Annotated in this window: 12 protein-coding genes; 10 read left to right on the plus strand and 2 right to left on the minus strand. The window is 50.3% G+C overall.

Annotated features, from left to right (window positions below; all coding sequences use genetic code 11):
* Nucleotides 1-652 precede the first annotated feature (652 nt).
* From pepF to ACQSGY_RS09870, 8 genes are all read left to right on the plus strand, one after another.
* A complete protein-coding gene (gene pepF, locus ACQSGY_RS09835) occupies nucleotides 653-2,455 on the plus strand; it encodes an oligoendopeptidase F (protein ID WP_427051730.1) in 1,803 nt (600 codons plus the stop codon).
* 67 nt (nucleotides 2,456-2,522) lie between these two features.
* Nucleotides 2,523-3,089, plus strand: coding sequence for a DUF2500 domain-containing protein (locus ACQSGY_RS09840; RefSeq protein WP_427051731.1), 567 nt, complete (start codon nucleotides 2,523-2,525; stop codon nucleotides 3,087-3,089).
* 220 nt (nucleotides 3,090-3,309) lie between these two features.
* Nucleotides 3,310-4,818, plus strand: a complete 1,509-nt coding sequence (locus ACQSGY_RS09845) for a rhamnulokinase (RefSeq protein WP_427051732.1) — start codon at nucleotides 3,310-3,312, stop codon at nucleotides 4,816-4,818.
* Between the two features lie 2 nt (nucleotides 4,819-4,820).
* Entirely contained in the window at nucleotides 4,821-5,582 is a 762-nt protein-coding gene (locus tag ACQSGY_RS09850) for a DeoR/GlpR family DNA-binding transcription regulator (RefSeq protein ID WP_427051733.1), read from the plus strand.
* 166 nt (nucleotides 5,583-5,748) lie between these two features.
* Nucleotides 5,749-6,477, plus strand: coding sequence for a (Fe-S)-binding protein (locus ACQSGY_RS09855; protein WP_427051811.1), 729 nt, complete (start codon nucleotides 5,749-5,751; stop codon nucleotides 6,475-6,477).
* Nucleotides 6,474-7,991: a LutB/LldF family L-lactate oxidation iron-sulfur protein gene (locus tag ACQSGY_RS09860; protein ID WP_427051734.1), complete on the plus strand. Its 1,518-nt coding sequence runs from the start codon at nucleotides 6,474-6,476 to the stop codon at nucleotides 7,989-7,991. Before ACQSGY_RS09855 ends, ACQSGY_RS09860 begins: the two co-directional genes overlap by 4 nt.
* Nucleotides 7,981-8,706 (plus strand): LutC/YkgG family protein, encoded by a 726-nt coding sequence (locus tag ACQSGY_RS09865; protein ID WP_427051735.1) that lies wholly within the window; start codon nucleotides 7,981-7,983, stop codon nucleotides 8,704-8,706. The genes ACQSGY_RS09860 and ACQSGY_RS09865 overlap by 11 nt, the downstream gene beginning before the upstream one ends.
* A 376-nt stretch (nucleotides 8,707-9,082) precedes the next feature.
* Nucleotides 9,083-12,268: a bifunctional cytochrome P450/NADPH--P450 reductase gene (locus tag ACQSGY_RS09870; protein ID WP_427051736.1), complete on the plus strand. Its 3,186-nt coding sequence runs from the start codon at nucleotides 9,083-9,085 to the stop codon at nucleotides 12,266-12,268.
* 145 nt (nucleotides 12,269-12,413) lie between these two features.
* Here the strand turns inward: ACQSGY_RS09870 and ACQSGY_RS09875 are convergent, their stop codons facing one another.
* A complete protein-coding gene (locus ACQSGY_RS09875; RefSeq protein WP_427051738.1) occupies nucleotides 12,414-12,839 on the minus strand; it encodes a hypothetical protein in 426 nt (141 codons plus the stop codon).
* 225 nt (nucleotides 12,840-13,064) lie between these two features.
* On the minus strand, nucleotides 13,065-14,354 hold the full coding sequence (locus ACQSGY_RS09880; RefSeq protein ID WP_427051740.1) for a Gfo/Idh/MocA family oxidoreductase: 1,290 nt from the start codon (nucleotides 14,352-14,354) through the stop codon (nucleotides 13,065-13,067).
* Nucleotides 14,355-14,480: 126 nt separating this feature from the next.
* On the opposite strand from ACQSGY_RS09880, the gene ACQSGY_RS09885 reads away from it, so the two are divergent.
* The gene (locus tag ACQSGY_RS09885; RefSeq protein ID WP_427051742.1) at nucleotides 14,481-15,359 is read left to right on the plus strand and encodes a helix-turn-helix domain-containing protein; all 879 of its coding nucleotides are present in this window, start codon (nucleotides 14,481-14,483) and stop codon (nucleotides 15,357-15,359) included.
* Between the two features lie 128 nt (nucleotides 15,360-15,487).
* Entirely contained in the window at nucleotides 15,488-15,625 is a 138-nt protein-coding gene (locus ACQSGY_RS09890; RefSeq protein ID WP_427051744.1) for a hypothetical protein, read from the plus strand.

Consider the following 15,625-nt stretch of genomic DNA (forward strand, 5'->3'; position numbering starts at 1 on the left):
ATAAAAGAACCCGGCTCGACCTTCTATAAACAACCCAGCTCACCTTTTATATAAGATGAACGATTCATTTTCACGTAACGGAGAGGAGGAGAGGACAAAAAAACTAAAAAACTGAGCGGACACCTGAAAGGTTTCTGTAAGAAAGCTACATTTAAAGCATAGCATGCGCTTATCACCGGATCTTCCCCTGTGGAAAAAGAATTGAAAAATACCGGGGATAACAGCTACTCTCCAGGTTGTTCTATCATCGGAGTGATGCCGTAAAAACCTCAGAGTGGATAGTATAAGATTTCAGAGTAGATTGTGTAAACACTTTAGTTCAACTCTTATAGCCGGGATTGATTTGTACTTGTAAACCAAAAGACTCATTCTCAGTTCATGTCATGTATAGATAAGCAGAGTATGATACGATGAGAGATATTGGAAAAGTTTGAAAGAAGAAGCTTATGATTTTAAGTATGATGTGAAGAAGTATGGTGGAATGTTGAGAAAAAGTATGATGGATTGTTGAAGAAGAAGTATGTAAGGAATGTAGAAAGAGTATGAAAGCATGTTGAGGAGGATTATGTTATAGATTTCAAGAAGAAAAACGATGAAGGATGAAGAACGAAGGAGCAAGCTGATGATGAATATAGGGAAGGAGACAGTGAAAATGGTGAAAATACGTACACGTGCCGAGGTTATGGAGGAAGCTACCTGGGATCTGCGAGACTTGTTTGCAACAGATGCGGAATGGGAGCAGGAGCTCATGTCCCTGCCTGAGGCTGCTGCTCATATCGAGACATTCCAGGGTTCATTGGGTCAAGGTGCACAGCAACTGCTCGCTTGTCTGGAAGCTCGTGAAGTTCTGCAGGAGCGGATTGGCAAGGCTGCTGCCTATGCCCGTCTGAAGCAATCAGAGGACAGCATCAACCCGGCAAACATTGTGAATGCTGCCAAAGCAGGAGATATTGTGTCCAGTCTGTCTTCAAGTCTGTCCTTTATCTCTTCCGAGATCGTCTCGCTGCCGGACGGTACGATCGAGCGGTATGTAGAGGAGCTGCCGGCTCTGGCGCCGTACAAGCGCAGCCTGGAGCGGTTGATTGCGGAAAAAGCACATCGCCTTTCGCCGGAAACCGAGAAAGTGCTTGCTTCACTCAGTGAGGTGCTGGATTCACCATATCGAATCTATCAGCGCGGTAAGCTGGCAGATATGACGTTTGAGGAAGCGCTAGATGGTGAGCATGAGTCCCGTCCGCTATCCTGGTCTTTATACGAAAATAATTATGAGATGTCAGCAGATACAGAGCTGCGCCGCTCGGCTTATGCTGCATTCAGTGCATCATTGAATAGCTATAAAAACACGTTTGCCGAAGGATACGCCGCCGAAGTGAAGAAACAACTGGTGTTATCCCGTCTGCGCGGATATGACGACGTAACCGATATGCTGCTTGCTCCGCAGCAAGTGAGCAGGGAGATGTACAATAACGTGCTTGATATTATTCAAAAGGAGCTTGCTCCGCATATGCGCAGACTGGCTGCGCTGAAAAAGCGTGAGCTTGGACTCGACAAGCTGATGTTCTGTGATCTCAAGGCTCCGCTTGATCCGGAATTCAGTCCAGCAATTACATATGATGAGGCCTGCACCCTGATTCGTGAAGCTCTGGAAGTGCTCGGTCCAGAATATGGAGAGATTGTTGAACGAGCTTTTAGTGAACGTTGGGTGGATTACGCGGACAATGCAGGCAAATCTACGGGAGCATTCTGTTCCTCTATTTATGGTGCACACTCTTACATTTTGATCTCGTGGGCGAATAACATGCGCGGGGCGTTTACGCTGGCCCATGAGGTGGGGCATGCAGGTCATTTCATGCTGGCTGGCAAGTATCAACGACTGATAAATACACGTCCTTCTCTCTATTTTATAGAAGCGCCATCAACAATGAACGAGATGCTGCTGGCAGATCACTTGCTCAAGCGTTCTGACAACCCGAGAATGCGGCGCTGGGTTATTTTACAATTGCTCAATACGTATTATCACAATTTCGTTACCCATCTGCTCGAAGGTGAACTGCAACGCAGGGTGTACGCACTTGCATCCGAGGATACATCGATCACGGCGAAGACGTTAAGTGAGCTGAAAGGTGCAGTCCTCTCGGAGTTCTGGGGTCCTGAACTCATTGTTGACGAAGGCGCCAAGCTAACCTGGATGAGACAGCCGCATTATTATATGGGCCTGTATCCGTATACGTATGCAGCCGGTTTAACCGCGTCAACAGCAGCTGCCCAGAAGATCAGGGAAGAAGGTCAGCCGGCGGTAGAGCGCTGGCTTGAAGCGCTGAAAGCTGGCGGCAGTCTGGAGCCGCTGGAGCTGATGAAGCTGGCAGGGGTGAACATGTCACAGCCTGAGCCGATTCGCACAGCTGTTGCCTATGTTGGCACACTTGTTGACGAACTTGAACGTCTGTATTCTTAATCCGGCTCATATAGTATAAGGACAAGGCAGAGTGGGTTGTCTGCATGCACCGTTCTCTGAGCGGGGAATGGTGACCTGTAATTTTGCAGGTAGAAAGGAACGATGTGTTATGGCGGTAACGGGCATATTCTCATCCTTGGGCCGATTGAGTGTAGATGGCTTCGGAGGTTTTGATGATATGAGTGGTGTACCGGGATTTGAGGGCAATCAGAGCGGTTTTTTTTCGGGCTTTAATGAATTTGGAGCCATGGGTGCATTTGTTCAAATTGTTATCGCCATTGTGTTTCTGGTGGTGGCGGGCGGCATTGTTTATGCTATTTTTTCCAGTGTGCGAACCTGGTCCTCCAACAATGCGGCTGCGGTGCTGACGCTGCATTCCAGAGTGGTGACCAAACGAACCGAGGTTAGTGGGGGAAGCGGAGACAGCAGCGCCACAACGATGTATTATGCAACCTTTGAGTTTGATAACGGGGAACGGGTGGAGCTGAATGTTGGCGGGCAGATGTACGGTATGCTTGTGGAGCAGGATCGTGGCATGCTGACGTATCAGGGCACCCGCTTCAAACATTTTGAACGGGATATCCAGCCGCAGTCCGGGCAAACCGAAACCAGAAGTGGGCAATTTTATATGTAGAAGCATGCAGCGGCTCCTCCCGAACAGGGAGCGGGCCGTTTTGTTGTGGGAGCAAAAAAGCGAATTCATGGGTATTCAAACGCTTACAAAGATGATATACTCAAAAAATAAAACTAAACAGTATTAAACAAACATAAACAAACAATGTTTTAAGGTGGAAGTAAAGAGTTACGGGCGTTGATGCTTGAAACTATAACGTGCCGAAAAGGTGGGAAAAGCAGTGAGTGTACTTGCTTATGATTTAGGTGCAGGCAGCGGCAGAGCCATACTCGGGCATCTGAACGATCGAGGCATGGAAACCCGCGAAATTCATCGTTTCAAAAATGAACCGGTGAAGGTTGGCGAGCGTATGCATTGGGATATTTTGCGGCTGCACCATGAAGTGCTTCAGGGATTGACGATTGTAAAACAGCACGGTGAAATGCCTGAGAGTCTGGGAATCGACTCATGGGGTGTGGATTTTGGTTTGCTGGGCAGCAACGGCGAACTGCTTGGCAACCCCTATCATTATCGTGATACACAGTTTAATGGCATGATGGATCAGATCTGTCAAGAATTATCGGCAAAACGTATTTTTGAACGTACAGGCATACAGTTTCTTCCCTTTAACACCTTATATCAGCTGGCGGTGCTGAAGCGCAATGCTTCTCCACTGCTGCGTGAAGCTGAGCGTTTTCTGATGATTCCTGATCTGCTGCGTTATTTCATCACTGGAGAAGCGGTGAATGAGTTCACCAATGCTACCACCACCCAGCTCTACAATCCGGTGCTTGCCGAGTGGGATGGAGAATTGCTTGATCATATCGGTGTCTCCAGGCAATGCTTCGGCGAAGTTGTAATGCCGGGTACTTCGGTTGGACAGCTGCGCAGCAGCATACGCCATGAACTTGGTCTTGCATCTATTCCTGTCATTGCGGTAGCAGAGCATGATACCGGCTCGGCTGTCGTGGCGGTTCCGGCGACGGAACGTGCGTTTGCTTACCTTAGCTGCGGAACATGGTCACTGATGGGCACCGAACTGGATCAGCCTGCGATAAGTGCCGAGAGTCTTGCGCTGAACTTTACGAATGAAGGTGGGGCGGGAGGCACGTATCGCCTGCTCAAAAATATTATGGGGCTCTGGATTTTGCAGGAAAGCATGCGTCAGTGGGAGCGCGAAGGAAAAGGCATCAGTTATGCAGCTTTGCTGGCGAAGGCAGAGGCCGCGCCTCCGTTTGCAAGCTTGTTTGACCCGGATGATGATCTGTTTCTGCCTGCAGGAGATATGACGGAGCGCATTCGTCAGTATTGCCGCAGCACTGGGCAGGTGGTACCCGAGGATCAAGGTAGTATAGCTCGTGCCATACTGGAGAGTCTTGCGCTCAAATACCGCAGAGTCCTGGCATGGACAGAACAGCTGTCAGGTCAGTCTTTCAATGGTTTACACATGGTGGGTGGAGGCATCCAGAACCAGCTGTTGTGCCAGTGGACGGCAAACTCGATCGGCAAGCCGGTATGGGCCGGGCCAGCGGAGGGGAGTGCCATCGGCAATATGGCCGTGCAATGGATGGCGAGTGGGGCATTCAAGGATATATGGGAAGCACGCCGCGTCATTCGCGATTCATTTCCGGTAGCGGAATATGAGCCACAGGACAGATCGGTATGGGCGGAAGCTTATGAGCGATTTATGCGAATCACGGCTGCCGCATCCCCTGTATCGCCGGGTTCAGACGGCGGGAATGAGGTGTAGGGATGCTGGCAGCAGAGCGATATGATCGAATTGTGGAACTTGTGAATATCAAGGGCAGCATGCGTGTATCAGAGCTTAGCGAGCGCTGCCGTGTAACGGAAGAAACCATTCGCAGAGATCTGGACCGGCTGGAGCAGGCCGGGCGACTGCGCAGGTCACACGGCGGGGCCGTCAGTGTGAAGGAGGATCAGCCGGAGATTCCTTATCGAATTCGGGAAACGACACATGCGCTGGAGAAAAAACGGATTGCTGATGCAGCCTTGGCCTTCATTGCAGCGGGAGATCGTATTTTGCTGGATGCCAGCACGACGGCAGGGTACATGGCAGCCAATATGCCGGATATATCGCTGACGGTGCTGACCAATTCCATTCAAGTCGCTACGGAGCTAAGCAGCCGGGACAACATCGAGGTCATCTCCACTGGAGGACAGCTGGCGGCTCGCTCTTTATCCTTTGTTGGCCCGCTGGCAGAGCGTTCACTGGAAACCTACCATGTTGACAAACTGTTCTTGTCCTGCAAGGGGGTTCATGTTGAGAGCGGCGTCATCAGTGAATCAAGTGAACTCCAGGCCAGATTGAAACAGAAGATGGTGGGAATCGCGGATCAGGTGATTCTGCTGGCGGATGCAAGCAAGTTTGGTATTCGGGCTTTCGCACGTGTGACGGGACTGGAGGCGGTGCACACCATCATTACGGATCAGCCTTTGAGTGAAGAGCAGAAGTCCTTGTATAGTGCCTATCATCTGGAGGTCCATACGGTGTAACGGAAACAGGATGCGGCTGGCTTGATTCCGACATTCGTTGATGTCAATAAAGCAATGAGCGGCTGCTTTTCAGTATAAGCGGCATGAACAATATATTGGTTAAGTTGGAGGTGGGATGATGAAGGTTGTGGAGCGTGGGATGATAAATGTTTCGGAGCAGGAGATGATGAAGGTTTCCTTGTTTATAACCTGTCTCAGCGATGCCATCTATCCCCGAGTGGGAGAGGCGATGGTCCGTTTGCTGGCGGCCTACGGTGTTCGCCTGGAATTTCCGCAGGTGCAGACCTGCTGCGGGCAGCCCTCATATAACAGTGGATACTGGGACGAGACAAGAACAGCGGCCAAGACCATACTTGAAGCGTTTGATGACAGTGATTTTGTTGTCTGTCCGTCAGGCTCATGCACCTATATGATTCACCATTATCCCGAGTTGTTTGCAGAGGAGCCGATCTGGCTGGAAAAAGCGAAACGGCTTCAGGCCAAGGCGTATGAATTTACGCAGTTTCTTGTGCAGGTGCTGGGCATTACCGATATCGGTGCTTCCTTTCCCCATAAAGTGACATACCATCCTTCCTGTCATGGCAGTCGTCTGCTCGGCGTGAAGGATGAGCCGCTCGCCTTGCTTGCCAATGTCAAGGGACTGGAATTGGTTCCACTGCCTCACGCTGAAGATTGCTGCGGATTCGGAGGTACGTTTGCTATCAAAATGTCTGATATCTCTGGGGCGATGGTGACCGAGAAGGTGGATCATGTCAAAGAAACACAAGCGGAGGTGCTCGTCGGACTGGATATGGCCTGTCTGATGAATATTGCGGGCAATCTCAGGCATAGAAATGAGCCTGTGCGCGTGATGCATCTGGCTGAGCTGTTATATGAAGGGGTGCAGACAAGATGAGTGTACCTGGTGTTATGGCTGAAACGGTCAAATCCCGAGCGGAATTGGCGCTGAATGATGATTTTCTTCGCAAAGCTGTGAAGTTTACAACAGAACGTTTGCGTAACGGCAAGAAGGCCGCTTCGGAAGAGCATGGCAACTGGGAAGAGTGGCGGGAGCGAGGACGTCAGATTCGGCTGCATACGATCGCACATCTCGATTATTATTTGAATGAATTTGTGAACAACGCACGTGCGAACGGTGTGCATATTCATTTTGCAGACACTTCTGCAGAAGCGGCGGCCATTGCGCTGGATATTGCCGAGCACAAGCAGGCTTCAAGCGTGGTCAAATCCAAATCCATGGTTTCCGAGGAAGTGCATCTTAACCATGTGCTGGAGGAGGCTGGCATTGAAGCGATCGAAACTGATCTTGGCGAATATATCATTCAGCTTGCGGGTGAAGCCCCGTCTCATATCGTTATTCCAGCCATTCACAAAAACCGGTATCAGATCGCAGAGCTATTGTCCAAAGAAGCCGGTGAAGTGCTGGAGCCGGATACAACCGTGCTTGCCGGGTTTGTTCGCAAGAAGCTGCGCGAGAAATTTCTGGAGGCCGACATCGGCTTGACGGGCTGCAATTTTGCTATAGCAGAGACGGGTTCGATGGTTTTATTTGAAAATGAAGGCAATGCCCGTATGGTTTCTACCGTTCCTCGGACACAGATTACACTTATGGGCATGGAGCGCATCATCCCGTCCTGGGCAGACCTGGAGGTGATGGCCACTTTGCTGCCACGTTCGGCTACCGGACAAAAGCTTACGATGTACATGTCGGGCATTACAGGTCCTCGCCGCACGGCAGATGGAGACGGACCTGACGAGATGCACATCATTATCGTGGACAACGGCCGTTCGCTGCAGCTTGGTGATCCCGAGTTCCAGGAGCTGCTGAATTGTATACGCTGCGGAGCCTGTCTTAATGCCTGTCCAGTGTATCGCCATATTGGCGGCCATGCTTACGGCGGGACCTACAGCGGACCTATTGGGGCAGTGCTGACCCCGGCATTAAACGGCAACATTGATGAATGGAATGATATCGCGAGTGCATCCAGTCTGTGCGGGGCCTGTTATGAAGCGTGCCCTGTCAAAATTCCACTGCATGACATGCTCGTCTATTTGCGCAGGCGCAAGGTGGAGGACGGCCATGGAAACAAGCTGGAAACGATGGGCATGAAGGGCTTCGCTGCTGTAGCGGCGAACTCCAAACGTTTCGCTGCTGCGATCCGGCTGGGACAGCTGGGACAGAAGGCTGTGGTGCTGAACGGGGGCATTACGTTAAAGCTTGGGCCGCTGAAAGGCTGGAACACCTACAGAGTGGCTCCAAGTCTGGCGAAAAAGTCCTTCCGGCAGCAGTGGAGCAAGCTGGAGCAGGAACTGAGTCAGCAGCCTACGGTTATGGATTCCGCTGTACATGAGCGAATGCAGCAGATCATCCGCGAGCGCGGGGAAGGGGGCGGGAAGCATGGAAAGTGAGCATCGGCAATGGCTGGAAGCCATGGAGGTAAAATCAAGGCGCAGGCAGGAGCAGTTCATGGACGACATCGCCGCTAAGCTGAGAAGACCCAGACAGCGCAGCGCACCAACTCATGCCTTTCGAGGAGCCCCGGACTTCTGGAACGAGCTGGAGTGGGATGTAGAGAAGCGAATTCAGGCGTTTACAGATAACTTTGTCAGTGTGGGTGCTTATATTGCGAGGGTTCAGAGCATGGACGAGGTTGCACAATTTATCACCAACAAAGCACATGAATTAAGTGCCAGATATCTGATTCGTCAGAATGAGCAGGCACTGACCGCTCTGGGACTGGAGGAAAAGCTTTCGCATGTACAGGTCTCTGTCTGGAACAGTGAGCCTGATGTGAACTGGAGAGCACGGGCGGCAGAAGCGGATATTGGTGTAGTGATGGCTGATTATGCCACAGCCTATACAGGCTCGGTTACCGTGCTTTCTTCCCCGGAGAAAGGCCGCTCCGTCAGCTTGCTGCCAACGGTGCTGATTCTGATCATTCCGGTCGAGAGGCTGCACACCAGATTGGGCGAGACACTAGATCGCTTTGACGAGGCGGGAAGAGAGCAGCTGCCTGCGGGCATTCACTTTATATCAGGTCCCAGCCGTTCTTCCGATATCGAAAATGATCTGACCATCGGAGTTCACGGCCCCGGAATTGTATACGGTCTAATTGTAGGATAGCAGGGCTGAGCAGCATGTAAATGTTGAATTGCATGACTGTCCCGATGGCGTTTTATCACCCGGGACAGTTTTTGCATTTTTTTACATATATCAAAACAAGCCTCAGGACCTACGACTTTGGTGGAGTTGAAGATTGGAACAGTAGATGCTATTGTAAAGATACATAAAGAGAAACGCCCATTTTTTTTACTCGAAAATGACTGGATTACGAATTTGGTCAATCGGTACTGTCTGTAATATTTTAGAAATAAGATTGATCATGAATCAAGTGAAATGGGAGTCACCATGCTATAAGCCGAAGGGGAAATGCAAGCAAGGTTGCTATGTCGCAGCACTCATCATTTACATTTTTTGAAAAAAAGAAGGAGTGAGAGTTATGCCATCCGTTTCTGTGCCTCAGCCCAAAAAGTACGGTCCACTGGGTAATCTGCCCCATCTGGATCTGGATAAGCCAACGCAATCTCTGGTCAAATTAGCAGAAGAATACGGTCCTATTTTTCGAATGGAGTATGCCGCGCGGAGTGAGCTGTACATTTCAAGCGAGAAGTATGTAGCCGAAGTTTCCGATGAAACCAGATTTGATAAAAGAGTATGGGCACCGCTTGCCAAGGTACGTGCTTTTGCAGGAGATGGGCTGTTCACGAGCCGTACAGATGAACCTAACTGGAAAAAAGCGCATAATGTGCTGCTCCCCAGCTTTAGCCAGCGGGCAATGCAGGGTTATCATACGAAAATGGTGGACCTTGCCGTGCAGCTTGTCCAGAAGTGGGCAAGACTGAATCCGGATGAAACGGTCAATGTGCCTGAGGACATGACTCGGCTTACGCTGGATACGATCGGTTTGTGCGGATTCAATTATCGTTTTAACAGTTTTTATCGGGAAGAGCCGCATCCCTTTATTGGAAGCATGGTCCGTGCGCTTGATGAATCGATGAGCTCGCTGCAGCGTTTGCCTTTGCAGGATAAGCTGATGTTCGCCAAAAAGAAGCAATTTGAACAGGACATTCGCTCTATGTTCGAACTGGTGGATCACATCATTGCAGAGCGCAAGGCGCATCCGCAGGAAGATGCAGACGATCTGCTATCCCACATGCTCAGTGGTAAAGACCCGGAAACCGGGGAAACGCTGGATGATGAGAACATCCGTTATCAGATCATTACGTTCCTGATTGCAGGACATGAGACGACAAGCGGTTTGTTATCCTTTGCGGTATATTATTTGATGAAAAATCCCGATAAGCTGGCAAAGACTCAGGCCGAAGCGGATCGGATTCTGAAAGATCCGGTTCCTACCTATAATCAGGTTCGGCAGTTAAAGTATGTACGCATGGTACTGAATGAAGCGCTGCGTCTGTGGCCAACAGCCCCGGCATTTTCTCTGTATGCGAAGGAAGATACAGTGCTCGGAGGTCAATATCCGCTGCAGAAGGGCGACAGCGTTAACGTGTTGATCCCCAGATTGCACCGGGACAAGGAAGCCTGGGGGGACGATGTGGAGGAATTCCGGCCTGAGCGCTTCGAAGACCCGAGCAAAGTACCGCATAACGCCTACAAGCCGTTTGGCAACGGACAGCGTGCATGTATCGGACAGCAGTTTGCCCTTCAGGAAGCAGCGCTTGTGCTGGGCATGGTACTGAAGCATTTTGATTTCATTGACCACATGAATTATCAGCTCGATGTCAAGGAATCTTTGACGCTTAAACCGGATCATTTCATCATTCGTGTGCGCGCTCGTGGAGGGCAGCCAGTGATGGCTGTGCCTGGTGGTGGTGGTGGTGGTGCGGTGCAAGAATCGACTTCAGCAGCCAAAAAGAGTGAAATGCAGGCTGTGGACTCACACGATACACCCTTGCTTGTATTGTACGGTTCCAATCTGGGTACGGCGGAAGGCATTGCTCGTGAGATCGCTGATACTGCCACGTATCAGGGCTTCCGCAGCGAAGTGGCTGCTCTGGATGAACGGGTAGGCACACTTCCAAAAGAAGGGGCTGTCGTTATTGTCAGTGCATCGTATAATGGTCAGCCGCCAAGCAATGCGAAAAAGTTCGTAGAATGGATCGAACAGGCAGATGGCGACGCCTTTAAGGGTGTGAAGTATACAGTGCTGGGGTGTGGTGACCATAACTGGGCCAGCACGTATCAGCGCATTCCACGTCTGATTGATGAGCAGCTGTCCTCACGCGGGGCGAAGCGGCTTTCCTCCCTTGGTGAATCGGATGCCAGTGGTGATTTTGAGAAACAGGTGGAGGATTGGACAGAACAATTATGGCCAGACCTTGCGCGTACGCTGGAGCTGAAGCTGAATACCCGGTCCAATAATGAACGCAGCTCCCTGTCCGTGCAATTTGTTACCGGGATGGCTGTTACGCCACTGGTGGATACGTATAATGCTCATACAGCTTCCATCGTGGAGAACAGAGAGCTTCATGACGAGGGCAGTGAACGCAGTACAAGACATCTTGAGATTCAGCTGCCAGAGGGCATCACATACAAGGAAGGGGATCATCTGGGCATACTGCCGAAAAATTCACCTGAGCTTGTGGAACGAGTGCTTCGCCGCTACGGATTTACGGGCGCGGAACATCTGGTGCTGGATGCATCAGGCCGAAGTGCAGCTCATCTTCCGATACAGCAGCCAGTGAATCTGTACGATCTGCTCAGTCATAGCGTGGAACTGCAGGAAGCTGCAACGCGTGCACAGCTGCGAGAGCTTGCCGCCTACACCGTTTGTCCTCCGCACAAGAAGGAGCTTGAAGCGCTGCTGGATGAATCGTTGTATATGGAGGAAGTACGTAACAAACGTATATCCATGCTTGATTTTTTGGAAAAGTATGAAGCCTGTGAATTGCCGTTTGAACGTTTCCTTGAATTGCTGCCTTCATTAAAGGCCAGATATTATTCCATCTCCAGTTCACCGCGGGTACAGTCGACGCAGGCGAGTATCACGGTAAGTGTTGTGCAGGCACCTGCATGGAATGGGAAAGGCATTTATAAAGGCGTAGCATCCAATTATCTGGCGGGTTTGAAGGCTGGTGATGAGGTTGTGATGTTTGTCCGCACCCCTGAATCCGGCTTCCAGCTGCCAGAGCGCTCAGAGGTACCGATCATTATGGTAGGCCCTGGAACCGGTGTGGCGCCATTCCGTGGTTTCCTGCAGGCCCGATATGTAATGAAGCAGCAGGGGCAGAAGATTGGCGAGGCTCATCTCTACTTTGGCTGCCGCAATCCCGAACATGATTATCTGTACAAAAACGAGCTCGAAGCTGCAGAGCAAGAGGGACTTGTCCAGCTTCATACGGCATTCTCCCGCATTGACGGGCAAGAGAAGTGTTATGTACAGCATCGAATGAAGCAGGATGCTCAACTGCTGATCCCTTTGCTGGAGAGCGGTGCACACCTCTATATTTGTGGAGATGGCAGCCATATGGCTCCTGATGTAGAAGCAACACTGAAACAAGCTTATGCCGATGTTCGAGGCAAAACTTCCGAAGAGGCGCAGGTCTGGTTTGAGCAGCTGGAGGAGCAGTGCCGTTATGCCAAGGATGTGTGGGCAGGCAACTGAGTGGAGATAAGGGTGTGTTGGGAAGTAACTGACGGAAGTTAGGTGGTTTGCAGGTGACATGCCACGCGGTGGGAACTGGAATGAACCGGTTCTCACCGCTTTTTGCTGGAGCCGTTTCAATTGAGCTTGGAAAAGGATACCTGCTCTAACGTCGCCGGATACAAGTACGTTTCAGCTTATAGCTTTGTCGGTGGGGACGATAGATTGACTCCACACTGGAGAGTGGAAACAGAATGCGGGACGGAAATCTGCCCTTGCCCTGCAGTTCGATATAGTCAATCCCTACACCAACCAGTTTCATATTTCGGAACGCATTGCGGGAAGGGAAGGTCGTACGAATCCCTACTCTTACACCTCTCCGTGTGCGTGGTATATCGAATACACGAATGGAATTCAGGCTCAGCGGAATAAATAACTGATGATTTACTTTGATAAAATTACGCGGGAATACCTGCCGAATGCGTCCAGGCTCCAGACCGGATCGCGGGGTGTTCAGTTCAGCGACATGCCCCTGGAATTGGGCCAAGCGCTGTTGAAGGGTTTTGCCTGTACGAAGATGATGCCAGCTCATAAGTCATCCTCCGTTCATCATTTATAGCTAGTATATGAATGAACAGGGGAGGAAGGTGAGCAATTGAGAGCCCATGTTCGTAGTGCTCTGTTTATATAGAACATGGAAAAAGTTAATAAGGAAAAGTGAATAACAAAAGGTGCAAGCTAGAGATCAAACGTCTCTCTCTAGCTTGCACCTTTTGTTTAGGTTGAGATGATCCAGTCTCGAAGACAAGTAACGACACTAAAATTGAACGAGCGTATCTACCTTGACCGGAAGGCCGGTTGCAATCGCACGATTGGCTGCAATGCCTGTCAGAATCGAACGGGCGCCGTCCACATGATCCGCCGCGCGATGGAATGGATCTTCTGCCGGCTCACCAAACAGGTCGTTCAGCAGCACAGGGTCACCGCCGCCGTGACCGCCTTCCTTTTCCTCCACTTCAACTTCATAAGGGGCACCGAACATGGGAAGCACGCGCAGTGTTTTGCCGATTAATGCGCCTTCCTTGCTCTTGTCACCCAACGAGTTGACGTAGGACTGTTCTACAATGTTCATCTCCATCCGGCCTTTTGTGCCGTTGATGGCGATGCGATAACCTTCCCATGGCTGGTAAGCGACAAGGGAGTAAGTCAGAATGGCTTTGTTGCGATATTTGACGAGAACACCCATCGTATCTTCAATGTTGATGCCATCTCCGAATACACTTTGATCCCGCTGATATCCGTCCTCGGTTTCGGCATCCAGATACATCGATTTCAGATGTGCATCCGAATCCAGATGCAGGGCGAACGGGTCTTCCTGCGCAAGCGGGTTGCCTGTTGCACGATTATAAAATTGAGTCACGCCGCGATCCTCGGCGTTTTCTCTGCCGTAGAACATCAGGTCTCCAAATGCAAATACCGTCTCCGGCTGCGAACCGATCCAGAAGTTCACCAGGTCAAAGTGGTGAGTGGATTTGTGCACCAGCAGACCGCCGCTATTTCGCTTGTCCCGATGCCAGCGCCGGAAATAATCTGCACCGTGGCGGGTGTTCAGCAGCCACTCGAAGTGCACGGAGGTTACTTTTCCAATCGTATCGTTCAGAATAAGCTCCCGGATTTTGGTGTGATGCGGTGCATAACGATAGTTAAAGGTTACGCGTACATGCTGTCCTGTACGTTTAACGGCGTCCAGAATCTCCTGGCATTTCTCTTCGTCAATGGTCATCGGTTTCTCGGTAACAACGTCACAGCCCAGTTCCATCGCACGAATAATGTACTTGTGATGCGTCCGGTCTACGCTGGTAACAATGACGTAGTCGGGCTTCTCTTGTTCAATCATCTGATCGAACTGATCTGCCGTGTATGTTGGCACTTCAGGGTAGTTATACTTTTCTCGCAGCAGCTGATTGGCATAATTCATACGAACCTGATTAATATCGCAAAAGCCGACGAGCTCGGAAGTTTCGCTGAAATCCCGGGTCAAGGCTCCATAGAAAAATTCAGCCCGGCCGCCAGTACCGACCAATACATATCGTTTCTTGTTACCCACGCATATCGCCTCCTTGAATATAGGTCTAGCCTATAACAAAGGAACACTTCTTTCGCCGCATTTTTTGCGTAATCGCTTTCAAACACCGCATATTTTGCTATAATTGTGAAAAAGGAGAGACCGAATATGACGGAAGCCATTCGTGCCGAATACCGGGATGAAACGGGTTATTTACATATGGAATACGATCGTCGAATCGGGTATTTTTCCATGACGGACGATCATTTTCATGACTATTATGAGCTTTATTACTTGCTGTCTGGTGAACGTATTTATTTTATCAAAGATCGCTCGTATCGGGTGAAGGCAGGTGATCTGGTGTTTGTCGATCGCAACACGGTGCATAAAACACTGGAAAGCGGCATGCCCGACCATGAACGGATTGTTTTGTATGTGAAGCCTGAGCTGTTTGCCGCTATGGCCGTTGCATCAGCATTGACAGATGCGCTGACAGAGCCGTTTCGCTGGGACGTGCCGATTGTCAGGCTGCCCGCTCAGAGCGCGAAGGTAACTGAGGGGATTGTGACTGAAATACTGAAGGAGATGCGTCATCCTGATGAGGGCACGGGCGTGGTGCTTCGTCACCGGGCGCTGGAGCTGCTGCTTCATACGTATCGTTACCGTCACTTGGGCCGTATACATATGAGTGAGCAGGACCCTGTTCTTCACCCGAAGATCCAGACCGTAGTCCGCTATCTGAATGACCATTATGCTTCAGCATTGACATTGCCGGAGACCGCAGCCCGGTTTCGAATCAGTCCACATTATCTCAGCCGGCTGTTCAAACAAACGACGGGTTTCACCTTCAGTGATTATTTGAATTTGCTGCGGGTGAAAGAGGCTCAGCGTCTGCTGCGTGAAACGGAGCAGTCTGTCACAGATATCGCCCTGCTTGCGGGATTCGGGAATTTTTCACATTTTGGCAAGATGTTTAAGCGTATCGTGCAGTTGTCCCCTAGAGCATACAGGCAGGAGTTCAAGAGCGGGGTGGAGTCAAGGAAATAAAATTAAAATCAGGGGCATATCCAGTTTTGGTGCATTGCCCAAACAACTTCCATGTTTTACATCGCATTATATAATCATGTCAGGATGTATTTTATTTAATTGTACATAAAGGAGATGGAATTCTGTTTATGAGTAGAATCGATGCCAGACTGCAGGAATTAGGAATTACCCTTCCGCGCTCCAGTGCTCCTGTCGGGAAATATGCCAATGCCGTCATTGTGAATGGAATGATGTTTATTGATTCTGTTTTTCATGTGGAGGCGTAA

It is taken from the genome of Paenibacillus sp. TC-CSREp1, from assembly GCF_050171015.1.
Classification (GTDB): domain Bacteria; phylum Bacillota; class Bacilli; order Paenibacillales; family Paenibacillaceae; genus Paenibacillus; species Paenibacillus silvae.

Excerpts from the sequence above, each read along its gene's own strand:
- ACQSGY_RS09870 (WP_427051736.1), top strand. The coding sequence starts at position 9,083 with ATGCCATCCGTTTCTGTGCCTCAGCCCAAAAAGTACGGTCCACTGGGT.
- pepF (WP_427051730.1), top strand. The coding sequence starts at position 653 with ATGGTGAAAATACGTACACGTGCCGAGGTTATGGAGGAAGCTACCTGG.
- ACQSGY_RS09885 (WP_427051742.1), top strand. The coding sequence starts at position 14,481 with ATGACGGAAGCCATTCGTGCCGAATACCGGGATGAAACGGGTTATTTA.
- ACQSGY_RS09850 (WP_427051733.1), top strand. The coding sequence starts at position 4,821 with ATGCTGGCAGCAGAGCGATATGATCGAATTGTGGAACTTGTGAATATC.
- ACQSGY_RS09890 (WP_427051744.1), top strand. The coding sequence starts at position 15,488 with ATGAGTAGAATCGATGCCAGACTGCAGGAATTAGGAATTACCCTTCCG.
- ACQSGY_RS09865 (WP_427051735.1), top strand. The coding sequence starts at position 7,981 with ATGGAAAGTGAGCATCGGCAATGGCTGGAAGCCATGGAGGTAAAATCA.
- ACQSGY_RS09860 (WP_427051734.1), top strand. The coding sequence starts at position 6,474 with ATGAGTGTACCTGGTGTTATGGCTGAAACGGTCAAATCCCGAGCGGAA.
- ACQSGY_RS09840 (WP_427051731.1), top strand. The coding sequence starts at position 2,523 with ATGGTGACCTGTAATTTTGCAGGTAGAAAGGAACGATGTGTTATGGCG.
- ACQSGY_RS09875 (WP_427051738.1), bottom strand. The coding sequence starts at position 12,839 with ATGAGCTGGCATCATCTTCGTACAGGCAAAACCCTTCAACAGCGCTTG.
- ACQSGY_RS09855 (WP_427051811.1), top strand. The coding sequence starts at position 5,749 with ATGAAGGTTTCCTTGTTTATAACCTGTCTCAGCGATGCCATCTATCCC.